Consider the following 22,492-nt stretch of genomic DNA (forward strand, 5'->3'; position numbering starts at 1 on the left):
CCGACAGCCTGCAAGCCAGCACCCTGGAGCGTTTGCAGCTGGAAAACCACCTGCGCAAGGCCATCGAAGAGCGCCAGCTCACGGTGTTCTACCAACCCAAGCTGTGCCTGGCCACTGGCAAGCTCAATGCCGCCGAGGCGCTCATCCGCTGGGAGCATCCGCAGTGGGGCATGGTGCCGCCGTCGGACTTTATCGGCCTGGCCGAAGAGACTGGCCTGATCGTGCCCCTGGGCGAGTTCGTGCTGCGTCAGGCCTGCTGGCAGGCGTGTGAATGGCAGCGCCAGGGGTTGGCGCCGATTCGGGTGTCGGTGAACCTGTCCGTGCACCAACTGCGCCAGGGCAAGCTGGTCAGCCTGGTGCGCCAGGTGCTGGAGGAGACAGGCCTGGACCCGCAGTACCTGGAACTGGAACTGACCGAAAGCCAGTTGCTCGACAGCGTCGAGCACATCATCGCCACCTTCCAGCAACTGCGGGACTTGGGTGTGAAGCTGGCCATCGACGACTTTGGCACTGGCTATTCATCCCTGAGCTACCTAAAGCGCATCCCGGTGGACTACGTGAAGATCGACCAGACCTTTATCCGCGGGCTTGGCCAGGGGCGTGAAGACGCCGCGATCACCCGGGCCATCATCGCCATGGCCCATGGCTTGGCGCTGAAAGTAGTGGCCGAGGGTGTGGAAGATCAGCAGCAACTGGATTTCCTGCGCGTTGAACGCTGCGACGAGGTGCAGGGCTACTTGATCAGTCGGCCGATGCAGGCCGAAGGCTTGGCAGATTTGTTACGGAAAAATGCAGATTTTCCTTAGGGTAGGCCAGGGCGCCCCTGTGGCTACAAAGCCTGCGCCCTTAGATTCAGAGGGCAACAGGGCGATTTAGTGACGCGTCGGACGGGCAAAACGGCAATTCTTGTAGTATAACTACAAGCTTGCTACATCCCTGGCCCTGCCCATAACAAGAGTCCTGCCCTTTGAACCTGTTGCAACATATCGCCCAGTCGCGCCACCTGTTACGCAAATCGGAACTCAAGGTTGCCGATCACGTGCTGCTTGACCCTGCGGCCGTGATGCACAGTTCCATGGCTGACCTGGCCCACAGCGTGGGTATCAGCGAGCCGACCATCGTGCGTTTTTGCCGCGCCATTGGTTGCTCCGGGTTCCAGGACTTGAAACTCAAGCTAGCCCAGAGCCTGGCGGCCGGTGCAAGCTTCGGGCAGTTCGCGATCCATGAAGACGACTCCGTCGCCGACTACAGCCTCAAAATCTTCGACACCACCTTGCACACCCTCATGGAGGTGCGCGAGAAGCTCGACCCCATTGAACTGCAAAAGGCCGTGACGGCCATGTCCCAGGCCCAGCGCGTCGAGTTCTATGGCTTCGGCGCCTCGGGTGCAGTGGCCGCCGACGCACAACACAAATTCTTCCGACTGTTGCTCACTGCAGCGGCCTACAGCGACCCGCACATGCAGGCCATGTCGGCGGTAACCTTGAAGCCCACCGACGTAGCGATCTGCATTTCCCAGTCGGGGCGCTCCAAAGACCTGCTGATCACCGCCAATCTGGTGCGTGAAAGCGGCGCCACCCTGATTACCCTGTGCCCGAGCCAGACGCCGTTGGCGGAACTGTCCACGGTCAACCTGGCGATCGATGTGCATGAAGACACCGAGATCTACACGCCGCTGACGTCGCGCATCGCTCACCTGGTGGTGATCGACGTGTTGGCGATGGGCGTGGCCATGGCGCGTGGGCCAAGCCTGGTCAACCACCTCAAGAGCGTGAAGCGCAGCTTGCGCAGCCTGCGGCTGTCGCCCAAATCGGTCAAAGCCCTCGACGACTGATTGAAATGCACGCGGCCCCCTGTGGGAGCGGGCTTGCTCGCGAAAGCGGTGTATCAGTCAAAGATGTTTTAACTGATCCACCGCCTTCGCGAGCAAGCCCGCTCCCACATTTGGGTCGCCTGCAGATCCGGAATATTCATCGTCCTGTCATCCCCGCGCCGCCAAACCGTAACTCCCCAAGCCCATCCTGAACTCCCGTACTCGCCTTGGGAGACTCGAAATGGCCCGTCCCTACGAAGACAGCAACAGCGCCGTAAAAACCCGCCGCCAGCAGGAAGACCAGCGCCGCATGGCGTTCCGTCGCGCAATCGAAGACCGCTGTGAGGAGCGCCAATTGCTCCAGAGCATCAGTGACTACCCGGAGCTCCATTGGCAGGCACCCGTGGCTGCCCAGCGAAACGCTCAGCCAGCACGCTGATCTGCGCCCGCTCGCTGCGGATAAAGCCCAGGAACGCATGGGCCACCGGTGACAGGCGCTTGGCCTTGGCCTGCACCAGGCACCAACTGCGGTACAGCGGCAGTTCTTCCACCGGCAGCTCCTTGAGCCCGCCGGTGGCCAGCTCCATGTTGACCGCGTGGCGTGTCAGCAGGGCCACGCCCAATCCCGCGCATACACATTCACGCTGGGCCTCGGCCGAGGCCACTTCCACCGTTTGGGTGAAGTGCACGCGTTTTTCCTTGAAGTACTCCTCGCAGGCCAGCCGCGTGCCCGACCCCGGTTCGCGCAGCAGCAGCGTGTACGGCTCCAGGTCTTGCAGGCGCAGCGGGCCTTGCAGGCTCAAGGGATGATCGAACGGCGCCACAGCCACAATGGGGTTATTGAGGAATGGCAAGAATTCCAGGCCCATGTCCTGGGGCACCATGGACATGATCACCAGGTCGTCGCGGTTGTCCGACAGCCTGCGAATCACCTGGGCACGGTTGACCACCGTAAGCTGCAACTGCACCTCGGGATGCTGGCGCTTGAAGGCGGCAAACAGGTGCGGCACGAAGTACTTGGCGCTCGACTCGATGGCCAACTTCAACTGGCCCTGCAATGAACCCTGCATGTCCGACAGCTGCATATCGAGGTTTTCCAGGCGCCCGAAAATATCCCGGCTGGCCCGTTGCAAGGCTTCTGCTGCTTCGGTCATGTAGAGCTTTTTGCCGACATAATCGAACAGCGGCTGGCCGATCAGCTCTTCAAGCTGACGAATCTGCAGGCTTACGGCCGGTTGTGTGAGGGACATTTCCTCGGCAGCGCGGCTATAGGAGCGCAAATCGCACACTTCATTGAAGATCTGCAATTGACGCAATGTCATACGCATCAATGATTTACGCACTTTTACCGTCCTTTCGCCTGGGGCCGTCCGGCCAACTATAAGTCTTTACTTATACACGACCCAATAATTATTGATTTTTGTTAATCCTGCGCTGCGCATAGTGTGTGTCTCGCGACTGTCATGAAACATTTGGTCACGCGCCGACCCGGGTCTAGCGGGTCGAAGAACGCAGCAATCGGCTCAAGGGAATTTCCAAGTGATAAAAAAGATCCTGATCGCCAACCGTGGTGAAATTGCCGTACGAATCGTGCGTGCCTGCGCCGAGATGGGCATTCGCTCGGTCGCGGTCTACTCCGACGCCGACCGCCACGCGTTGCACGTCAAACGTGCCGACGAGGCCCACAGCATTGGTGCCGAGCCCCTGGCCGGTTACCTGAACCCGCGCAAGCTGGTGAACCTGGCGGTGGAAACCGGTTGTGATGCCCTGCATCCCGGCTATGGCTTCCTGTCGGAAAACGCTGAACTGGCCGACATCTGTGCCGAACGTGGGATCAAATTCATCGGCCCGGCCGCTGAAGTGATCCGCCGCATGGGCGACAAGACCGAAGCGCGCCGCAGCATGATCAAGGCTGGCGTACCGGTTACCCCCGGCACCGAAGGCAACGTCGCCGACATCGCCGAGGCGCTCACCGAAGGCGACCGCATTGGTTACCCGGTGATGCTCAAGGCCACCTCCGGTGGTGGCGGTCGCGGTATCCGTCGTTGCAACAGCCGTGAAGAACTTGAACAAGCCTTCCCCCGCGTTATCTCCGAGGCCACCAAGGCGTTCGGTTCGGCGGAAGTGTTCCTGGAAAAATGCATCGTCAATCCCAAGCACATCGAGGCCCAGATCCTCGGTGACAGTTTTGGCAACGTGGTGCACCTGTTCGAGCGCGATTGCTCGATCCAGCGCCGCAACCAGAAGCTCATCGAAATCGCCCCAAGCCCGCAATTGACGCCAGAGCAGCGCGCCTACATCGGTGACCTGTCGGTGCGTGCCGCCAAGGCCGTGGGTTATGAGAACGCCGGTACCGTGGAGTTCCTGCTCGCCGAGGGCGAGGTGTACTTCATGGAGATGAACACCCGGGTGCAGGTGGAGCACACCATCACCGAGGAAATCACCGGGATCGACATCGTTCGCGAGCAGATCCGCATCGCCTCCGGCCTGCCGCTGTCGGTGAAACAGGAAGACATCCAGCACCGTGGTTTCGCGTTGCAGTTCCGTATCAACGCCGAAGACCCGAAGAACAACTTCCTGCCCAGCTTCGGCAAGATCACCCGTTACTACGCCCCCGGCGGTCCCGGCGTGCGTACCGACACGGCGATCTATACCGGCTATACCATCCCGCCGTTCTACGACTCCATGTGCCTGAAACTGGTGGTGTGGGCGTTGACCTGGGAAGAAGCCATGGACCGCGGCCTGCGTGCCCTGGACGACATGCGCCTGCAGGGTGTGAAGACCACCGCCGCTTATTACCAAGAAATCCTGCGCAACCCGGAATTCCGCAGCGGCCAGTTCAATACAAGCTTTGTGGAAAGCCATCCTGAGCTGACCAACTACTCGATCAAGCGCAAACCCGAAGAGCTGGCCCTGGCCATCGCCGCCGCCATCGCCGCCCACGCAGGCCTGTGAGGAATATTCCAATGTCTAAAAAAATCTTCGTTACCGACACCATCCTGCGCGACGCTCATCAATCGCTGCTCGCCACCCGTATGCGCACTGACGACATGCTGCCGATCTGCGACAAGCTCGACAAAGTCGGCTACTGGTCCCTGGAAGTCTGGGGCGGCGCCACCTTTGATGCATGCGTGCGCTTTTTGAAAGAAGACCCGTGGGAGCGCCTGCGCAAACTGCGCGCCGCATTGCCCAACACCCGCCTGCAAATGCTGCTGCGCGGCCAGAACCTGCTGGGCTACCGTCACTACAGCGATGACGTGGTCAAAGCTTTCGTCGCCAAGGCCGCCGTGAATGGCATCGACGTGTTCCGTATCTTCGACGCGATGAACGACGTGCGTAACCTGCGCGTGGCCATCGAAGCGGTGAAAGCTGCGGGCAAACACGCCCAGGGCACCATCGCCTACACCACCAGCCCGGTGCACACCGTCGAAGCGTTCGTGGCCCAGGCCAAGCAGCTGGAATCCATGGGTTGCGACTCCATCGCGATCAAGGACATGGCTGGCCTGCTGACTCCGTTTGCCACCGGTGAGCTGGTCAAGGCGCTCAAGGCCGAGCAGAGCCTGCCAGTTTTCATCCACTCCCACGACACCGCAGGCCTGGCCGCGATGTGCCAACTCAAGGCCATCGAAAACGGTGCCGACCACATCGACACCGCCATCTCCAGCTTCGCCTGGGGCACCAGCCACCCCGGCACCGAGTCGATGGTTGCGGCCCTTAAAGGCAGCGAGTTCGACACCGGCTTGAGCCTGGAGCTGCTGCAAGAGATCGGTCTGTATTTCTACGCCGTGCGTAAGAAGTATCACCAGTTCGAAAGCGAATTCACCGCCGTCGATACCCGTGTGCAAGTCAACCAGGTACCGGGCGGGATGATCTCCAACCTGGCCAACCAGTTGAAGGAGCAGGGCGCCCTCAACCGCATGAGTGAAGTGCTGGCCGAAATCCCGCGTGTGCGTGAAGACCTGGGCTTCCCGCCGCTGGTGACGCCGACTTCGCAGATCGTCGGCACCCAGGCGTTCTTCAACGTGCTGGCCGGCGAGCGCTACAAGACCATCACCAACGAAGTGAAGCTTTACCTGCAAGGCGGCTACGGCAAGGCGCCGGGCACGGTGAACGAGAAGCTGCGTCGCCAGGCCATCGGCAGCGAAGAAGTGATCGACGTGCGCCCGGCCGATCTGCTCAAGCCGGAAATGACCAAGCTGCGCGGCGAAATCGGCGCGTTGGCCAAGTCGGAAGAAGACGTGCTGACCTACGCCATGTTCCCGGACATTGGCCGCAAGTTCCTCGAAGAGCGCGACGCCGGCACCCTGGCGCCGGAAGTGCTGTTGCCGATTCCTGAAGCGGGCGGTGTGGCCCGTGCCGGTGGCGAGGGCGTGCCGACCGAGTTCGTCATCGACGTGCACGGCGAAAGCTACCGCGTGGACATCACCGGTGTCGGCGTGAAGGCCGAAGGCAAGCGTCACTTCTACCTGTCCATCGACGGCATGCCGGAAGAAGTGGTGTTCGAGCCGCTCAACGAATTCGTCAGCGCCGGCGGCAGCAAACGCAAGCACGCCACCGAGCCGGGTCATGTCAGCACGGCGATGCCGGGCAATATCGTCGACGTACTGGTCAAGGAAGGCGACGTGGTCAAGGCCGGCCAGGCCGTGCTGATCACCGAAGCCATGAAGATGGAAACCGAAGTGCAGGCAGCGATTGCCGGCAAGGTGACTGCCGTTCATGTGGCCAAGGGCGACCGGGTCAACCCTGGCGAAATCCTGATTGAAATCGAAGGCTGATCCCTAGCCTTCGACACTACCGCTTAATCCTCGGGGGGGCAGGTGCTCCCCTTTTTTTTGCCTGGAGTTTGGCGGTCAGGCGGGGGTGGGCTCCTTGGGTTTGAAGGTGACGAACACGTCGTGGGATTTGTAGGTGAGCACTGGGATCAGGTTTTTCAGGTTGCTGGTGACGTTGGCGAATTGGCCTTCAATCCGCTCGGCATTGAGCAGGCGCACGGGGCGTGAGGGCAGATGGTGTTCATCGGGCACCTGAATGCTCAGCGTAGCGCCACCCAAGTTGGCAGTGTTGCCAACGCTCACGGTTCCATCGGCCCCCGCCGTGAAGGCCAAGGTTGAACCCGCCCGCATGATCAGGTCTTTGTCGATTCGGGTGGCGGGCCCCATTCGCAGTGTGCCCGCGACGTCGAGTTGGTCCGCCGTGCCGCCGGAATAGATGGCACCTCGCTCCACCGTTGTCTTGCCGCTGATGCTGCTTTGGTTGATCAGCGTTGCACCGCTATACACCTGGTTCATCGTGCTGTTCGTTATCGGACCGGTGAGGGCCCATTCGCCTTTGGCTACCCATAGGTTCATCCGGCTGGCGCCATTGAAAGTGCCCCCTGCGTGATCATCCAGGTAGGCGCCGTTGATACCTTCACCGCCGTCCACCAAGCCTTCAATACGCGAACCGCTGCGCACCATCAATTTGTCGTTCCCACCGCCCATGTCTAGAGCGACGGTTGTTCCTTTGATGAGGCCTGCGTTGTCGACTTCGTCGTGTTGATTACCGCCCAATTTAACCCCGGCTCCGTTCAGGCCGATGAGGCTGCCGTGATTTTCCAACCAGGTCGGGTGTATACCGCTACTGCTTAACCCGTTCTCGGTACCCTCCCTTATTTTGCCTTTTGGGAGGTTGAGTTCCACCGCGCGCAGGGAGACAAAAGGCTCGGTTGAACGGGTAGGCGTGGCAATTATTCTGGCGAGATTGTCGGCGTTATATTCCTTGCCACTGGCAAGTTTGCTGGAGCTGGCGCTGTAGGTGTTATTGAGTCGGTGTTGGGTATCACCGTTGACGGCGGCCCGTAAGTCTTCGGCGACATTTTGCCCAGCGCCCGGTTTATGGCTGGTTTGGGAGAGGTGCTTTTCAGGCGTTGGAGTGGAGGTCTGGGTAGCAGGGGAGGGAGTGTAGAACGGGATCGACGACATGGTTTCCGGCCTCACGTATGTAGGAGGCCGAAATGTAGCGGGCGCTTGTGAGTGGTGACTGTCAGAGCTGCCACCAGATTTACGCAGGAAATGGCGTCAGTTTGCGGAGGTTAAAACCTCATCCGCCACTCTCCCATCAAGCCTTGGTTACTGCTGCGGGTACCGCTGTCGCCGCTGTAGGTCAGACCGACGGTGTGGAGGGGCAACAACTCAAGGTCTACGCCCGCTCGCCAATTGAGGCTGTTGCGGTCCAGAGCAGTACCGTTGACGGTGAAGTCATTGACGCTTACCGGGCTATAGCGAAAAGACTGGCGAACCCGGCTGTCGACGTCTGCGTAAAGATGCTTCCAGCCTGTGCTCAAGTGGGGCGAGACACTCATGCGGTTATTGAAGTGGTACACGGTGGCCAGGCGTACCCCAAAGGTGCTGCTCAGGTTCTGCTGGGTTTGCGGACCGACGTTCAACGCTGTCAGGCCGCCTTGTTCCTTGAAGCTGTCACGTTGATAGCGCTGGTAGCCGAGGCCAGCGAAGGGTTCGACGCTGAATGCATCATTGCCCCATTGGTAGCCCAGTTCAGAGAACAGGGTCTGGCTCTGAGCGCTGTACTTGCCCCTGAGTTGCTCCTTGTAGTCGAACAGCTCGACATTACGTTTGTTCTGCCCGCCATGGTTGCTGTAGATCGCCCCCAGGCGCAGCGCCAGCGGGCCGTCCTGACGCACGGCGTAACCGCCCAGATGCCAGCTGTCGAGCTCACCGGCAAAGCGGTGGGCGTCCAGCTTGGTGGTGGTTTTCGCGCCCATTACCCCGGCGCGCCAGTTGTGGCCCAGTGCCCAGTCTGCGCCCAGCAACAGGCCTTGGGTGCCGTATTTCAAGCCAGTGCTGCCACTCTGGGTGCCATCATTGCCCAGGTTTTGCACCCAGAAGTGGCCATGGTCATCGTCGGGCAACGTACGCAGGGTGGACAGCAATTGGTTGCCGATGTGTTGCGTGGTGTTTTGCGTGGCACCGGCTAGGTTGGCGTTTTGGCTGCCGGCCAATTGTTCGAGGGCCGCGCCCATCCCGCCGGGTGCCTGGGCCAGTTGGTCAGCAAATTTTTCCAGCGTTTTGATCTGCTCGGACGTCAGTCCGCCGGACTCCAGCAGGCGACTCAATGCCGGCTCCAGCACCTTGGCGACCTGCCTTCCGTTAGGCGTAGTGGCCTTGTTATACAGGTAGCCATCGATAGGGGCGCCTTTGACTATGGGTTCATATCGCCCGTAGCTGTAGGAGGGCAGCTCCATCGAGAACTGAAAAGGCGAGCCCTGCTGCGCTTGGGTGAGTTGTGCGCTGGCAACGCCCCCGACAAGGGTGATGGCACGTACGAGTTGCTTGAATGGAAAGGGCATGAAGTCCCGGCCTCTGATAAATGAAGCCGGGAATTTAGCGAGGGCGCGTGGGGTTAACTGTCAGGCCAAGGGAGGGTTGTTTGCAGGAGTTATCTGTATTGGAATGCGGCAGAATACATGTGCATTTTATTGCGTTTACGACTGCTGATATCTATGTAATGTGTATTTAAATGCAGATATCAAGGTATGCAGGCATCATATGTGCACTATATTGCTTTTATCTCACGGTGTTATGATTTTATAACGCATTAAATTGCAGGTGTACCCATGCTCAACCTGACAGTGCAGATCTACGCCGAAAGCAAATGGCATGACGCGTTTGAACTGACGTTTGACGCCCCGGATAAGGGTTTTGCAAGCCGTTGCAGTTTTGGCTATGACCAACACTACTTGGTGGATCACCTCGACCAAATCGCCACGCCCTTCGCCAATGCCGTGAGCGTGAGGTTTCCTTTGCAATGGGACAGTTATCGAACCCAGGGTGCTCCTGCGTTCCTTCATGACATCGCCCCGTCGGGCGCCGCCAAGCGTTTTCTGATGGCACATATGGGGCGAGACAAACCGGACGACATCAGTGCAGAGCTGTTTCTCCTGATGCGCAGTGCACCTGCCCCTATCGGTCATATGCGGATCAAAGAATCGGTTGCGATGTTGGACAGTCGCCCACCCATGGGGTTTGCACGCCAGGAAGTGATCCAGCGGGATAATCGATTCCTGGAATATGCATACGAACAGGGCGCGGCTATTGGCGGTGCCACGGGGGCGGGAGGTGAAGCGCCAAAACTGCTGCTGGCAGAAAACCACCACGGCGAGTTGTACCCGGACGCAGTGCTGGACGACGCGCAGGTCCGACAGCATTGGTTCGTCAAATTTGCGCGCAACAAAGGCATGCCGCGTGACCAAGACATCCTGCGTAGCGAATACCACTACTACAGAGCCTTGCAGGCCTTGGGTATAGAGACAGTCGCAGCACAAGGTTTGGCGTTGGAGGAGGCAAACAAACCCAGCCTGTGGATGCAACGTTTCGATCGGCATGTGGGCCCTCAAGGCGTCGAACGCTATGCGGTGGAATCCATCTACTCGATGGCTGGCGTGACAGTGCCGGGCAGCGCCATGGGGCATCGTGAGGTGGTCGAGCAGCTAGTGGGGTTATGGAGGCAGGCGGGGCAATGCCTGGAGGTGCCAGCTCTGGTAGCGGAGTACCTCAAGCGGGATCTACTGAACAAGATCCTGGGTAATTCGGATAACCACGGTCGCAACACCTCGATCATTCGCCACCCCAATGCTTTGCATCTGGCCCCGATCTACGACCTGGCGCCCATGGTGATGGATGACGAAGGGATCACGCGCACCACCAAATGGCCCAGGGAGTTTGAGCGGGCAGGCGAGGTGGATTGGTTGGGGGTGTGCCATTTGCTGGGTGACTTGGTCGACAGCCAAACACTGTTTGAAGGCCTGCGGGACGACGCGCAGCGGCTCTTGGCCCTGCCCGACATTCTCAGCGACAACGGCCTGCCTTCTATGACGATGAACCACCCTGGCATCAGCTTGAAAAATCTACCGCAACGCCTGCAAGAATGGGGATTGAAATGAGCTTGAGCATTCAAGAGCGTACCCAACTGATCGACAGCATCCAGGCTGCCCTGGCCGACGGTACGCTGCCCATCGGTGAAGCAGTGCGCCGTCTGCGTACCGAAGTGACGGGCCTGCACCAAAGCCAGTTCGCCAGAATGTGCAAGATATCTGTGCGCACCTTGGTGCATATCGAGCATGGTGAGGGTAACCAGACTCTTAAATCCCTGAATGCCGTGTTTCGACCGTTCGGCATGCAAATGGGCGTGGTCAAGTTGCAGCGCAAATACGCCTAGCCCTAATCCCCGTCAACTGCGGTCGGCCACAGTTGACTGTTTATGACTTCCTGGATGGCTGGTATCAGGGGCAGCCCACACCCACAGGGGGTTATGTGTGGTTTGGGCGTCGGCACTCTGCCAAGGTTTTCAGTTGGCCTGAGTCCGTCTGGTTTCCTTGCGACAACCACTGTTCAAACCCCGCCCCAATCGCCGCCCATTCCGAGTCGATGATCGAATACCACGCGGTGTCCCGGTTCTGCCCCTTGACCACCATGTGCTGGCGGAACACGCCCTCGAAACTGAAGCCCAGGCGCTCGGCCGCATATTTGGAGCGGGCGTTGCCGTTGTTGCACTTCCACTCCAGCCGACGGTAGCCCTGATCAAATGCATATTTGGCCAGCAAGTACACCGCTTCAGTGCTTTTTGGCGAACGTTGCATCGGCGCACCGAAGGTGACGTGGCCGATCTCTATGCGGCCCTGGGCCGGGACGATGGACATCAAACTGAGAATCCCTTGCGCGCGGCCGGTCACGCGGTCGATCACGCTGAAAAAGTACGGGTCGTTGTGGGCTGCGTGGTTGTTCAGCCAGTCATTGAACACGCTGCGCTCGGGGAACGGGCCATAAGGGAGGTAATCCCACAACTTGGGGTCGGCGCCGGGGCCTTCGAGCGCCTGGAACAGGTCGCCGCCGTGGCGCGCCGGGTCGAGTTTTTCCAGGCGGATAAACTGCCCTTCAAGCAATTGAACCGTTGGCGCCGGGACGCCTTTCCAGTCGGCGAGGGAAGTGGACATGCTGTGCTCCTTAAAGACCTTTGCGAAATTGGATGAAGCCAGGGCGTTCGGCGATGCGTTCGTAGAGTTGGATCGCTGTGGCGTTGGTTTCGTGGGTCAGCCAATGCACCTTGGCACAGCCATCGGCCTTGGCGGTGGCGTAGACGAACTCGATCAGCTTGCGGCCCACACCGGTGCCGCGTTGGGCCGGGTCGACCAGCAGGTCCTGCAGGTAGCAAGCGTTTTCAATGCTCCAGTTGGAGCGGTGGTAGATGAAATTGACCATCCCCACCGCTTTGCCATCCTGCCAGGCCAACGCCGAATGGGTCGGCTCGCTGGCATCGATCAGCCGCTGCCAGGTGCTTTGGCTGACGGCATCCGGCAGTTCGGTTTCATAGAACTTCAAATACGCTTGCCACAACGGCAACCAGGCAGCGTGGTCGGCGGCGGTGACTTGGCGGATATCGATCTGGCTCATTCTGCAACTCCTTGGGGAATAAAGCGGGCGAGGGTCTGGTCGCCCGCGTCGCTGCTGGCGGCCAGGCCTTCGCGAACACCGGCGATATCCGCCGGGCTACGGTTCTGGCTGAGCTTGCGCTTGCCGATCAGGCGCGCCATCGGCAGAGCAAAGCCGACGATGGCCTTGAGCATGCTGTCCATGTAGTCGGCCGGGGCGTCGCTGACTTTCCACGGCTGTGGGCGGCTGCCTTCATGACGGTCGGTGAGGGCGCTGACCAGCGTGAGCAAACGCTCGGCATCGGTGAATACCTCAGCGGTGCCGTAGGCATGCACGGCCAGGTAATTCCAGGTGGGCACTACTTTGCCGTGCTCGGCCTTGGACGGGTAAAACGCCGGACTCACGTAGGCCTCGGCACCGGCAAAGATCACCAGGGCTTCGCTGCCATTTTGCAGGTCGCGCCACTGTGGATTGGCTTTGGCCAAATGCCCATAAAGCGTGCCATTCAGGCCCTCGTCGGGGTTGAGCAGCATTGGCAGGTGGCTGGCCAGCAGGCCTTGTTCGCCGAAGGTCACCAACTGCGCCAGACGGGTGTGCTGGATCAGGTGATGCAGTTCGGGCACGTCATCGAGGGCAAAGGCGCGGGGCGTGTACATGGAAGTTTTCCTTGGCGAATGCTTGCATCCTAGGCAGGCTAATGGCTCGTTTAAAGAGCCATCTGGCACCCATTTCATAGGTCCAATATGTCGCCCATCACACCGCCGTTGTCCTTCAACCCTGCCGGTATTGAACTGGATCGTCGTCAGGGCCTGACTCGCCAGCTCTATGAAGCCCTGCGCCAGCGGGTGCTCGACGGACGGCTGGTGAGCGGCACGCGATTGCCCGCCACCCGTGACTTGGCAGCGGCGTTGTCGATCTCGCGCAACAGTGTGGTGCGTGCCTACGATCAACTCTACGCGGAGGGTTTTATCGAAAGCCGGGTCGGTGATGGCACTTACGTGGCCCAGCTGCCGGCGGCAAAAAAACTATCCACAAAAGTATCCACAGGGTTTTCAACAGGGTTACCCCCAGCCTTATCCACAAAATGGGCAAGTTTTCCGGAAGATTTGGACAATGAAGTTATCCACAGCAGCGGCTTGGCACTGATAAATACTCACCACCTGTCCCTTCCCCCAGCGGGGCCGCCACGGGCATTTCGCGTGGGCGTGCCCGCCTTCGATCTGTTCCCATTCGACGTGTGGGCCAAGCTGAACGGGGCGTTTTGGCGCAAGCCGGACCTGGAGCAACTGTGTTACGGCGACCCGGCGGGCGATGGCCGGTTACGCGGCTTGATCGCGGCTTATCTGCGCAGCTCCCGCGGCATGCAATGCACGGCTGAGCAAATTGTGATCACCAGTGGCGCACAGCAAGCCATTAGCCTTTGTGCACAGCTACTGGTGGAGCCTGGCGACGGGGTGGCGGTGGAAAACCCTGGTTATCGTGCGGCCGGTCATGCGTTCGCCCTGGCCGGTGGGAAATTGCACGGCGTGCCGGTGGACGGCGAGGGCATCGATTGCCAAGTGCTCAACACCCTGGATGACTGCCGCGTGGCCTATGTCACGCCCTCCCATCAATACCCGTTGGGGGTGGTGATGAGCCTGGCGCGACGCCTGGAACTGCTGGCCTGGGCCGAGCGCACGGGCGGCTGGATCATCGAGGACGACTACGATGGCGAGTACCGCTACAGCGGCGCGCCCCTGTCGCCTCTGGCGGCGCTGGACCGGGGCGGCCGGGTGCTCTACGTCGGCACCTTCGGCAAGGTGGCCTTTCCCGCGTTGCGCTTGGGCTACCTGGTGTTGCCGCCGGGCCTGGTTGATGCCTTTTCTCGGCGCCGTGCCGTGGACATGCGCCACTCCGAAGTCAGTACCCAGGCGGTGATGGCCGAGTTCATGGCCGCCGGGCACTTCCAGCGCCACATCCGGCGTATGCGGCGTGCCGCCTTGAGCCGGCGCAACGCGCTGCTGGCCGGCTGGCCCAAGGGGTTACCGGGCGTTGGCGAATTACCCGGCGTCACGGCAGGGCTGCACATGACCGTGCGCGTGGACAGCCTGGCGTGTGAGCAGCAACTGTTGGCACAGGCCCATGGTGCGGGTGTCGAAATCAACGGTTTGAGCAGCTACTGGCTGGCGCAATCCACTACGCCTGTGGACCAGCGTGCGGGTCTGGTACTGGGGTTTGCCGCCGTGCCCGAAGCCGGTATTGCCGCGGCACTGGCGCGGTTGCGCCAGGCCTGGCAAGGCTGATCAGGTACCCGATTTGATCTTGGTCCAGGCCCGCGTCCTGGCTCGTTCGGCGTCACGCGCCAACGGTTTCAAGGTGTAGAGCGTGGCCATGGCCGCCTCGGTCGGGTACAGGTTGGGGTTGTTGCGAATCGATGGGTCCACTTGCTCGGTCGCATCCTTGTTCGGGTTGGGGTAGCCGACAAAATCGCTGATGGGGGCGATCACCTGGGGTTGCAGCAGGTAGTTGATGAAGGTGTAGGCGTCCTGCGGGTTCTGCGCGCCTTTGGGGATGGCCAGCATATCGAACCAGATCGGCGCGCCTTCCTTGGGCAAGCGCATATCCACGGTCACGCCGTTCTTGGCGTCCTTGGCACGGTTGGCGGCCTGGGAGAAGCTGCCCGAGTAGCCCACGGCCACGCAGATGTCACCATTGGCGATATCGGCCATGTACTTGGACGAGTGGAAGTAGGTGATGTACGGGCGGATCTTCATCAGCAGCGCCTCAGCCTTGACGTAGTCCTTGGGGTTGCTGCTGTTGGGGTCCAGGCCCAGGTGCTGCAAGGCCAGGGGCAGGATCTCCGAGGGTGAATCGAGCAGGGCCACGCCGCATTGCTTGAGCTTGCTGATGTTCTCTTGCTTGAAGATCAGGTCCCAACTGTCCACGGGCGCGTTCGGCCCCAGCACAGCCTTGACCTTGTCCGGGTTGAAGCCGATCAGGATGGTGCCGTACATGTAGGGCACGGCGAATTTGTTGCCGGGGTCGTTGGCTTCGATCAGCTTCATCAGCTTGGGGTCCAGGTGGTTCCAGTTGGGCAACTGGCTGCGGTCCAGGGGTTGGAACACCCCGGCTTCGATCTGCTTGGCCAGGAACACGTTGGACGGCACCACCACGTCATAGCCGGAGTTGCCGGTGAGCAGCTTGGCTTCCAGGGCTTCGTTGGTGTCGAAGATGTCGTACACCAGCTTGATCTTCGGGTTCTGGGCTTTGAAATCGTCCAGCGCCTTGGGGGTGATGTAATCGAACCAGTTGTAGACCTTGAGGGGTTTTTCTTCGGCCTGGGCCGCGCCGCTTAGTACGGCGGTGCTCAGGGCGAGGGAGGTGAGCAGCTTCATCGGGTGGCTCCTTGTTGTTCGAAACCTTCGAGCACGTTGACGGCGTTGATGCCGATTTCTTCTACTGCGTAGCCGCCCTCCATCACGAACAGCGTGGGCTTGCCCAGGCGTGCGAGGCGTTGGCCCATGGCCAGGTAGTCCGGGCTGTCGAGTTTGAACTGGGAGATCGGGTCGTCCTTGAAGGTGTCCACGCCCAGGGACACCACGATGATGTCGGCGTCGTAGCGTTCGGTTTCCCGGCAGGCCTCTTCCAAGGCTGTGCTCCACTGAGCCCAACCCGAACCGGCCGGCAGCGGGTAATTGAAGTTGAAGCCTTCGCCTGCGCCGTCGCCCAGCTCATCGGCATACCCGAGGAAGAACGGAAACTCCGCCTCCGGGTGACCGTGGATCGAGGTGAACAGCACGTCACTGCGCTCATAGAAAATCGATTGGGTGCCGTTGCCGTGGTGGTAGTCCACGTCGATGATCGCGACTTTCTGGTGGCCCTGGTCGAGAAACGCCTGAGCCGCGATGGCCGCATTGTTGAGGTAGCAATAACCGCCCATCAAGTCGCTGGCAGCGTGATGCCCTGGTGGCCGGCACAAGGCGAAGGCACTGCGGGCGCCCTGCTGGATCGCCTGTTGCGCGGTGAGTGCGACTTGCGCGGCGCTATAGGCCGCTTGCCAGGTCCCGGCGGTAATGGGGGCGCCGCCGTCGAAGCTGTAGTAACCCAACTGGCCATGCAGGCTGGTGGGCAATACGCGGCGAAGGGTGCGGGCGGGCCAGGTGTAAGGCAGCAGGTCACCCTCCTGGCCGTATTCGGTCCAGCGGTCCCAGGCGCCCTTGAAAAAGTCCAGGTAGGCGCGGCTGTGGATGCGTTGTAGCGGTGCCAGGCCAAAGTCCTGCGGCGCCTGCACCGGGCCCAGGTCGCGGTCCTTGACCCGTTGCAGCACATGGTCGGCACGCGAGGGCATTTCAAAGCAGGGCATCAGTTGCCCGTCCATCAGTTCGCAGCGTCCGTGGTGCAGGTGGTGGTCGTCGGAATAGATCGTCAGCATGGGGGCTCCCCGCAGGCTCATTGTTGTGCCTTGCAGTGTTGCGTTCAGCGCCCAGCATGAGAACGGCAGGAGCGGCCAGAAGGGGATAAATATGGCCACTGCCTGTGACCATAATTGGCCCACTTGCACTATCGGATGTACGTCAGGCTGGCCGCTGAGTGCACCGCCAATTTCGATACTGATTGGGCGCCACCCCGCTCCAGCGTACGAACGCATGACGGAAGCTGGCGGTTTCGCTGAAGCCCAATTGTTCGGCGATCCTGTAAATCGGCAGCTGATCCTGAGCCAGCCACTGCTTGGCCTGCTCGAAGCGCAGGTCATCGAGCAGTTGCTGATAACTGCACCCCAGGGCCTGCAAGTGTCGGCGCAGGGTGCGCGCAGAACACTTCAACTGCGCCGCCAAGCCCTCCAGGCCAGGGGCGGCGTGCAGTTGCTCGGCCAAAAGCTGGCGCACGCGATTGAGCCAGGCCTGGCGCCCGGTGAACTCGGAGTTCTGTTTGCGGCAGCGTTCGGCCATGGCGCGGTGGGTGATGGCGTCCGCCAGGGGCAGGGGCTGTTCAAGCCACGCCCGGTCGAAGGCAAAGCCATTGGCGGGCGCGTCAAACCGCAGCGGGCAGCCAAAGCGCTCGGCATAGCGAGGGTGATAATCCGGCGCAGGGTAGTCAAAGCGCGCCTCAACCAGGGGCAGCGCGCGGCCGAGCAGGTCATCGCAGATCACTTTGAGCGACACCAGGCAAAACTCGATGTTGAACGCCGCCAGCGCCGGATCTTCCCGATAATCCCCAGCGGTCAGCCAGACCTGCCGGCCGTCATCCACCAGGCTGAGCTCGAAAAGTGTTCCCAACAGCGCCGGGTAGCGCAGCGCCAGGCGCAAAGCGTCACCTAAGGTGGCACTGGTGAGCAGCGCATAGCCCAGCAAGCCATAGCTCGATACATGCATGCGCTGGCCTAAATCCAGGCCGATGTCCTGGCGCAAGGCCACGGCATTGGCGCACACCCGCATCTCCTGGCAGGTGGTGATGCGTGTGTCGGCATGACGCAGATCGGCCAGCCCAATGCCGCTGCCGGCCAGCAGAACATCGCTCGCCAGGCCCTGAGCGCTGAAGGTGGACAGCACCAGGGACACGGCATTGAGGGTGGTCAGGTGTGAGTGAAGCATGGGCAAGCCTGTGCAGGGTGTGGCCTGCAAGCAGCAAGTTGCATGCCGACCCTCAATGGCCTGACTCGGATTTGGGTCGCTCGAAAAACAGCGCCCGCGCTTGTTCCAGGCTGATCTCGCTGCGGTAGAAGTCGACGGTTTGCGCAGGGCTCAGGCCCTTGGGGCTGTCGGCGGCGGCGCCCAGGCTGTACTCCGTCGGGGTTTTCAGACGGCCGCAGACGTAGGCTTTGTCCGGTGTCCAGTGGGTGCTGTAGTGAAAGTGCGCGTACCACAGCACTTCCTGGGTCACGCGGTCGCTGATGGTGTACTCGTCCAGATAGTCGAGCTTTACGGATTTTATCCGACGACGGGCGACCGTTTTTTTGATGGTGATTACATTGTGGCGCTTGAGCCACTCCACCCCGGTCACAGTGGGTGGGCGCAGCTTGAGTGTTCGCTGCACCAATTGGTTGCTCTGTTGGTAGAGGTCGGCCAGGGCGGTATCGAGGGCTTTGGTCACGGCGCTGGCGGGGGCAGACAAGGTGTCGCTTTCGGTAATGTTGCCCTGCGTCAACGCACGTTCAATCGCCAGGCGTGCCAGCTCAAGCCGTCGGGCATGCTGGTGGTACAAGTACTCAATGCCGAAGGGTGCCCGATCGGCCAGGTTGGCGTGGGTGCGGGCACGGCCGAGAAACGCCGGCAAGCCATCGAGCAAAGCCTGGCCTTCATTGACGCTGAGCTGCACGTCCGCCGCCACCGGCTCTGCGGAGGGGGGCGGAGTACGATCACGTACCACCCACACGCCCTTGGTTTTCTCGTGGTAGGTGGCCAGCACCCGATGGGTCAAGGGTGAGCGAATATCCACCAGTCCGGTTTCCAGGCCCAGTTCGCTCAAGCGCGGCTCGCCAATCAGCAAGCCGCTGTAGCGGGTGTGAATAAATTGTTTCTTGGGCCGTGGCGGAGTCGAGGGTGGGGTGGGGCGGCTTCTGATTGCAGTTCTTTCGACGCTCAGCACGCCGAGATTGCTAGTGGCGCGGTGCTTGAATTCGGTCAGTTCGCGGCGTAGCTCAAGCAACTGATCGGTGATGGCTTGTTCGGAGAATTCCACGGGGAAGTCCTCCAGGCGCTCGTCCAGCAATTGAAACTGCTCGACCAGGCTGCTCAGGCTGTCGATGCGTTCGTCGAGGCGCCGGTCGCTGCGCTCCTCCAGCGTATCGCGCAGGCATTGGATCGCAATGTCGGCTGAATCGACGATATGGTCAATCGCGGTCCAGGCGCTTGGTGCCGAGGCGAGAGTGCCTTCCGGCAGGCACAGGTTGCGGTTGAGCGACACGCGGATCGCCTTGAGGTCGTCGGTCGTATAGACCGGCATTGAACCTTTCAGGGTACTGAGCAGCAATGCCCCATCCCTGGCCAGGCCCTTGAGTTCCCGAAAACGACCGTGCATGTATTCCAACTGAACCAGCAGCTTGCCGGCCAGCTCACGCATTTCGCGAAAGTCCTCGATATGGCGCTCCTGTGGGGAATCGACCTGGCGTTGCATCTGCTCGTGCACCGTGCGCCACTTGGGTGTGAAGCGCGAGAGGATCTCGCTGAGTGCCGCCTGGGTCAGTTTGGCCTGGGCCTTGATGTAGCTGAGGGCCTTGGGTGCATATTCCGCGCTGGGTTCATGGACATTCATTTCCTTGAGCATCTGCAGCGCCGACTCGAATTCCGTACGCTGGGTTTCCAGGGTATGGATATAGGTGTTCCTCAGGGTGTCGGTCGAGCTGGAAGGCCCGGCGTCCAAAGCCTGACGGGCTTGCTGCAGCTCGTTTTGCGCGGTTTTTTTACCGCTCTCGAACGTTTCTAGCCGTTCGCGCAGTTGCTGGGCTTTTTGCTTGGCCAGCAACCGCGCCTTTGCGGTCATAAGCTTGGGACCGCCACCCCGCAACCGCAGGCGCGTATCGATAAACCATTGGCCACGGCTATTGTGAATCAACAGCGGGCCGGTGCGTTCAGCGCGCAGAGGGTCGACGATCAACACGTCATCGTTCTCGTCCACCAGCACCTTGAACCAGCGCTGTCCTACCGGTGCGTACCAGTCCTGCCCGCTGGGATACAGGTAGTGATGGGCCCCGGCGTGGTTGTTGGCCTCTCCCAGTGCGTCGGGCTTGGTGACCTTGAAGCTGTCCAGCACGGTTGCCAGTCGCAGGGGCGTGCGGTTGATCGCGCCGCTGATGTGCAAAGGCTGGTCATGGCCGATCAGCGCGTCCGAGGCAACCGATGCCAGTTTGGTCATGCTCACGGGGGCTGGGAGTGGTGGCGGCAGTTGGGGGGGCAGGTGCTGGGTTTGTGTGTTCCGGCGTGGCGCACTGCGGGTGACGCTATGCAGGGTGAGGGCTGTGCCCAGGTTGAGCAGAAGGTCGGCAAGTGCGGCCCAGGTGGACTGCTGCTCGGGATGCTCCTGTGCATCGACCACGTTTTGCAACTGATCCATGATTTGCCAGATCCAGGCCGCGATACCGACAGTGCGCCCCAGAAATGGCAGTGCACTATTGAAGACCAGCCAGCCGGCGCGCTTGAACGTGGCCCAGCGCGCCTCGGCGTTGGACACTGACTGGCGGTCGGCCAGGGTCACCAGGGCATTGGCATTGGCGTTGTACAACTCACTCAATAGCTCGCCCTCGATGGCAGCCTGGCCTAGCAGCAGCGGGCCGCACATGATCCATGACTTGAACGGGTCCGCCAGGAACTCGACCGCCGCCCAAGGCGATGGCAGGTCGCCGGGAAATACGTAGTGGGCATAATCATCACGCACGTCATCTGGCAGCCACGCCAACACTGATTCGCGCAGGCTTCTGGATTGTTGCAAGGCGTAAAGCAGATTGCTGTGGGAAGGAAACTGAGACAGCGGCTTATCCAGCAGCGGCCGGTAGAGCAGGCAGGGGCCGGCGGTCGGGTCTTCCGGGCCGATCACAAACATATTGGTGACCTTGTCCGGCGCACTGTCCCGCCGACGGGTCGGCACAAACGCCAACGGTTGTATCACAATGCGCTGGCCCCGAACCTGGCGCTCAGTTGTATTGGCGTGCATCAAGGCCTTCACGTAGGCATAGCCTTGTTCATCAATGCCGCCTTCGTCGCGGATCTTGCACTGCAACGCCAGCAGCGGTAGCTGAATGCGCAGGTGCTGGGCGAAGAGCAAGCGACGGCGTGTGGCCTCTTGAGGGTTATCCAGCAGCGTTTGCCGGACCAATTTCGGGTAGGCGCTGCCGACGTCTACGCGGTTGACCAGGCCCTCCAGGTACTCGACGGTCAGCCAGTCAGGCAGCTCGTGAGGGTTGTGCAGGCGCATCGACTTGATGCCCAGCGGCAAGGCAATCAGGTTTTGCAGGGCCAGCTCCGTCAGGCTGAACACCGTGGTCTCGATTTGCCCCGGTACTGCGAATGTGCCCCAGACGACGGGGCTGCGGACCACGATATCGATGTCCTCCAGCCACTGTGGGTTGGCGTCGGGATGGTCCTTGAGCATTTCTGCCTTGAGCCGTTCAAGGGTGTATTGCTGCAGAGGGCTGATGCCTTCGTCGTAGGTACGGCCCTCATTGGCGATGTGCAGATTTGCCAGGTCCTTGAGGTGACGCGAATACGCGTCCTGGTCCGACGCCGAGGCGTTGGTCAGCCAATCGGGGAGGGCCTGGACATAGTGGTGCAACGCCGGTGCATTGCGTTTGGCGCGAGGTGTTGGCGGCTCTGCCAGGCTGTGCTGCGAGGCGTTCGGCTTGCGCAGGTCAGAAAAGTCGATGGCGCCAATCGCCTTGATCTGGATGCCGATCAAGGCGCCTGCCAGGTAATCGAAATAATCCCCATCGGGCTCGACCAGACGCCATTGCAGCTTTTTCTGCGGCCCCGGCAGTGGCAGGTCCTGGCCCAGTTGCTCCAGGGTGCTGTACTTCTTGAAGCCAGAGATCAGCGAATGGGTCAGGATCACCTCCTGGCCATTGGGTTTGCCGATCAGCACACTGATCAGGTTTTCATCCAGATGAGTGACAGTGCCGGCATCGTCGATGCTGTCGATATCGACTACATAGGCGCGCACGGACAGCGGTTCAGCGAGGGTGCGCAGCGCAGCGTCCGGCGTACGAACCAGCTGGCGTGCCATCCGGCAATCGTCGGCGGTCCAGCCGGCAACGCGTTCTACGTTCCATAAATCGCGCAAGACGGTCGATAGGCTGTGCCAGCGCGGGCCGCTGTCGCCCTCGATGGCGTTCCAGTAGTTCAGTTGGGTCTGCTGATAACCGCGCAGCATCACCGGCGCCAGGGTGTTCAGCAGGCTGGCAATGTCGAGGATGCGCACCGGCAAGTGCACCGCCGGCTCAATGATCGGTAACTGGGCCAGAAAATGCTCGCCCTCGATATACAGCGTCGGTACGGCCAGTACGGACTGCACGGCGAGGATATCGGTGAGCACCTGGTAATGACGGCCGGCGGGGACCACCTGGTCGTCGACAATGTCCCAGAGCGGAGTGCCCACCACGACGGTGTTCGGGTCGATGTCCAGCGTGGGATACAGGGCCTGCAACTGTTCACTCAGCAACGTGGCGGCCACTTCGCGAAACGCGGGGCCGGTGGACATTTGCGCGATCAGCGTGGCGGTGAGGCTTTGGTGGGGTTCGGTGGTAGAAGAGGAGGTCATGGCGCGTCCTGGCGGCGAAAGATGGCGACGA

The 22,492-nt window shown here is 60.9% G+C and carries 18 protein-coding genes; 8 read left to right on the forward strand and 10 right to left on the reverse strand.

The window, feature by feature from the left end; all coding sequences use genetic code 11:
• The 3 genes from DYL59_RS11185 to DYL59_RS11195 form a co-directional block, all read left to right on the forward strand.
• Positions 1 to 806 (forward strand): putative bifunctional diguanylate cyclase/phosphodiesterase (locus DYL59_RS11185; RefSeq protein WP_135289244.1); only part of this gene is annotated, 806 nt, incomplete at its 5' end.
• Between the two features lie 161 nt (positions 807 to 967).
• Positions 968 to 1,834, forward strand: a complete 867-nt coding sequence (gene hexR, locus DYL59_RS11190; protein WP_017739023.1) for a transcriptional regulator HexR — start codon at positions 968 to 970, stop codon at positions 1,832 to 1,834.
• A gap of 220 nt (positions 1,835 to 2,054) precedes the next feature.
• Positions 2,055 to 2,252 carry a PA3496 family putative envelope integrity protein gene (locus DYL59_RS11195; protein ID WP_081609292.1) on the forward strand — a complete coding sequence of 66 codons (198 nt, stop codon included), beginning with the start codon at positions 2,055 to 2,057 and terminating at the stop codon, positions 2,250 to 2,252.
• On the opposite strand, the gene DYL59_RS11200 is transcribed toward DYL59_RS11195, so the two are convergent.
• Complete coding sequence (locus tag DYL59_RS11200; RefSeq protein WP_135289245.1) at positions 2,182 to 3,156, reverse strand: LysR family transcriptional regulator; 975 nt, start codon at positions 3,154 to 3,156, stop codon at positions 2,182 to 2,184. The genes DYL59_RS11195 and DYL59_RS11200 overlap by 71 nt on opposite strands.
• Positions 3,157 to 3,352: 196 nt before the next feature.
• On the opposite strand from DYL59_RS11200, the gene DYL59_RS11205 reads away from it, so the two are divergent.
• A complete protein-coding gene (locus tag DYL59_RS11205) occupies positions 3,353 to 4,768 on the forward strand; it encodes an acetyl-CoA carboxylase biotin carboxylase subunit (protein ID WP_010565910.1) in 1,416 nt (471 codons plus the stop codon).
• Between the two features lie 11 nt (positions 4,769 to 4,779).
• Positions 4,780 to 6,588, forward strand: coding sequence for a sodium-extruding oxaloacetate decarboxylase subunit alpha (gene oadA / locus DYL59_RS11210; RefSeq protein ID WP_135289246.1), 1,809 nt, complete (start codon positions 4,780 to 4,782; stop codon positions 6,586 to 6,588).
• Positions 6,589 to 6,663: 75 nt separating this feature from the next.
• Here oadA and DYL59_RS11215 read toward each other — a convergent pair whose 3' ends face one another.
• Complete coding sequence (locus tag DYL59_RS11215; protein ID WP_135289247.1) at positions 6,664 to 7,773, reverse strand: hypothetical protein; 1,110 nt, start codon at positions 7,771 to 7,773, stop codon at positions 6,664 to 6,666.
• 110 nt (positions 7,774 to 7,883) lie between these two features.
• Entirely contained in the window at positions 7,884 to 9,158 is a 1,275-nt protein-coding gene (locus DYL59_RS11220) for an autotransporter outer membrane beta-barrel domain-containing protein (RefSeq protein ID WP_135289248.1), read from the reverse strand.
• A 267-nt stretch (positions 9,159 to 9,425) separates the two neighbouring features.
• Here DYL59_RS11220 and DYL59_RS11225 point away from each other — a divergent pair, with 267 nt between their 5' ends.
• On the forward strand, positions 9,426 to 10,751 hold the full coding sequence (locus DYL59_RS11225) for a type II toxin-antitoxin system HipA family toxin (RefSeq protein WP_135289249.1): 1,326 nt from the start codon (positions 9,426 to 9,428) through the stop codon (positions 10,749 to 10,751).
• Entirely contained in the window at positions 10,748 to 11,026 is a 279-nt protein-coding gene (locus DYL59_RS11230) for a helix-turn-helix domain-containing protein (RefSeq protein ID WP_135289250.1), read from the forward strand. The genes DYL59_RS11225 and DYL59_RS11230 overlap by 4 nt, the downstream gene beginning before the upstream one ends.
• 91 nt (positions 11,027 to 11,117) lie before the next feature.
• Here the strand turns inward: DYL59_RS11230 and DYL59_RS11235 are convergent, their stop codons facing one another.
• From DYL59_RS11235 to DYL59_RS11245, 3 genes are read right to left on the reverse strand one after another with little or no spacing between them, the layout of a single operon-like run.
• A complete protein-coding gene (locus DYL59_RS11235) occupies positions 11,118 to 11,801 on the reverse strand; it encodes a GNAT family N-acetyltransferase (protein WP_135289251.1) in 684 nt (227 codons plus the stop codon).
• A 10-nt stretch (positions 11,802 to 11,811) separates the two neighbouring features.
• Entirely contained in the window at positions 11,812 to 12,258 is a 447-nt protein-coding gene (locus tag DYL59_RS11240; protein ID WP_135289252.1) for a GNAT family N-acetyltransferase, read from the reverse strand.
• Positions 12,255 to 12,893, reverse strand: a complete 639-nt coding sequence (locus DYL59_RS11245; RefSeq protein WP_135289253.1) for an FMN-binding negative transcriptional regulator — start codon at positions 12,891 to 12,893, stop codon at positions 12,255 to 12,257. The genes DYL59_RS11240 and DYL59_RS11245 overlap by 4 nt, the downstream gene beginning before the upstream one ends.
• 87 nt (positions 12,894 to 12,980) lie before the next feature.
• Here DYL59_RS11245 and pdxR point away from each other — a divergent pair, with 87 nt between their 5' ends.
• The gene (gene pdxR, locus DYL59_RS11250; RefSeq protein WP_135289254.1) at positions 12,981 to 14,519 is read left to right on the forward strand and encodes a MocR-like pyridoxine biosynthesis transcription factor PdxR; all 1,539 of its coding nucleotides are present in this window, start codon (positions 12,981 to 12,983) and stop codon (positions 14,517 to 14,519) included.
• Here the strand turns inward: pdxR and DYL59_RS11255 are convergent, their stop codons facing one another.
• From DYL59_RS11255 to DYL59_RS11270, 4 genes are all read right to left on the reverse strand, one after another.
• Positions 14,520 to 15,611 (reverse strand): polyamine ABC transporter substrate-binding protein, encoded by a 1,092-nt coding sequence (locus DYL59_RS11255; protein WP_135289255.1) that lies wholly within the window; start codon positions 15,609 to 15,611, stop codon positions 14,520 to 14,522. It lies immediately after the preceding gene.
• Positions 15,608 to 16,648, reverse strand: coding sequence for a histone deacetylase family protein (locus tag DYL59_RS11260; protein WP_135289256.1), 1,041 nt, complete (start codon positions 16,646 to 16,648; stop codon positions 15,608 to 15,610). The genes DYL59_RS11255 and DYL59_RS11260 overlap by 4 nt, the downstream gene beginning before the upstream one ends.
• Before the next feature lie 142 nt (positions 16,649 to 16,790).
• A complete protein-coding gene (locus DYL59_RS11265) occupies positions 16,791 to 17,807 on the reverse strand; it encodes an AraC family transcriptional regulator (RefSeq protein WP_135289257.1) in 1,017 nt (338 codons plus the stop codon).
• A gap of 52 nt (positions 17,808 to 17,859) precedes the next feature.
• The gene (locus DYL59_RS11270; RefSeq protein WP_135289258.1) at positions 17,860 to 22,461 is read right to left on the reverse strand and encodes a dermonecrotic toxin domain-containing protein; all 4,602 of its coding nucleotides are present in this window, start codon (positions 22,459 to 22,461) and stop codon (positions 17,860 to 17,862) included.
• Positions 22,462 to 22,492: the final 31 nt, after the last annotated feature.

The sequence above is a fragment of the Pseudomonas kairouanensis genome (assembly GCF_004682055.1).
GTDB classification, from domain to species: domain Bacteria; phylum Pseudomonadota; class Gammaproteobacteria; order Pseudomonadales; family Pseudomonadaceae; genus Aquipseudomonas; species Aquipseudomonas kairouanensis.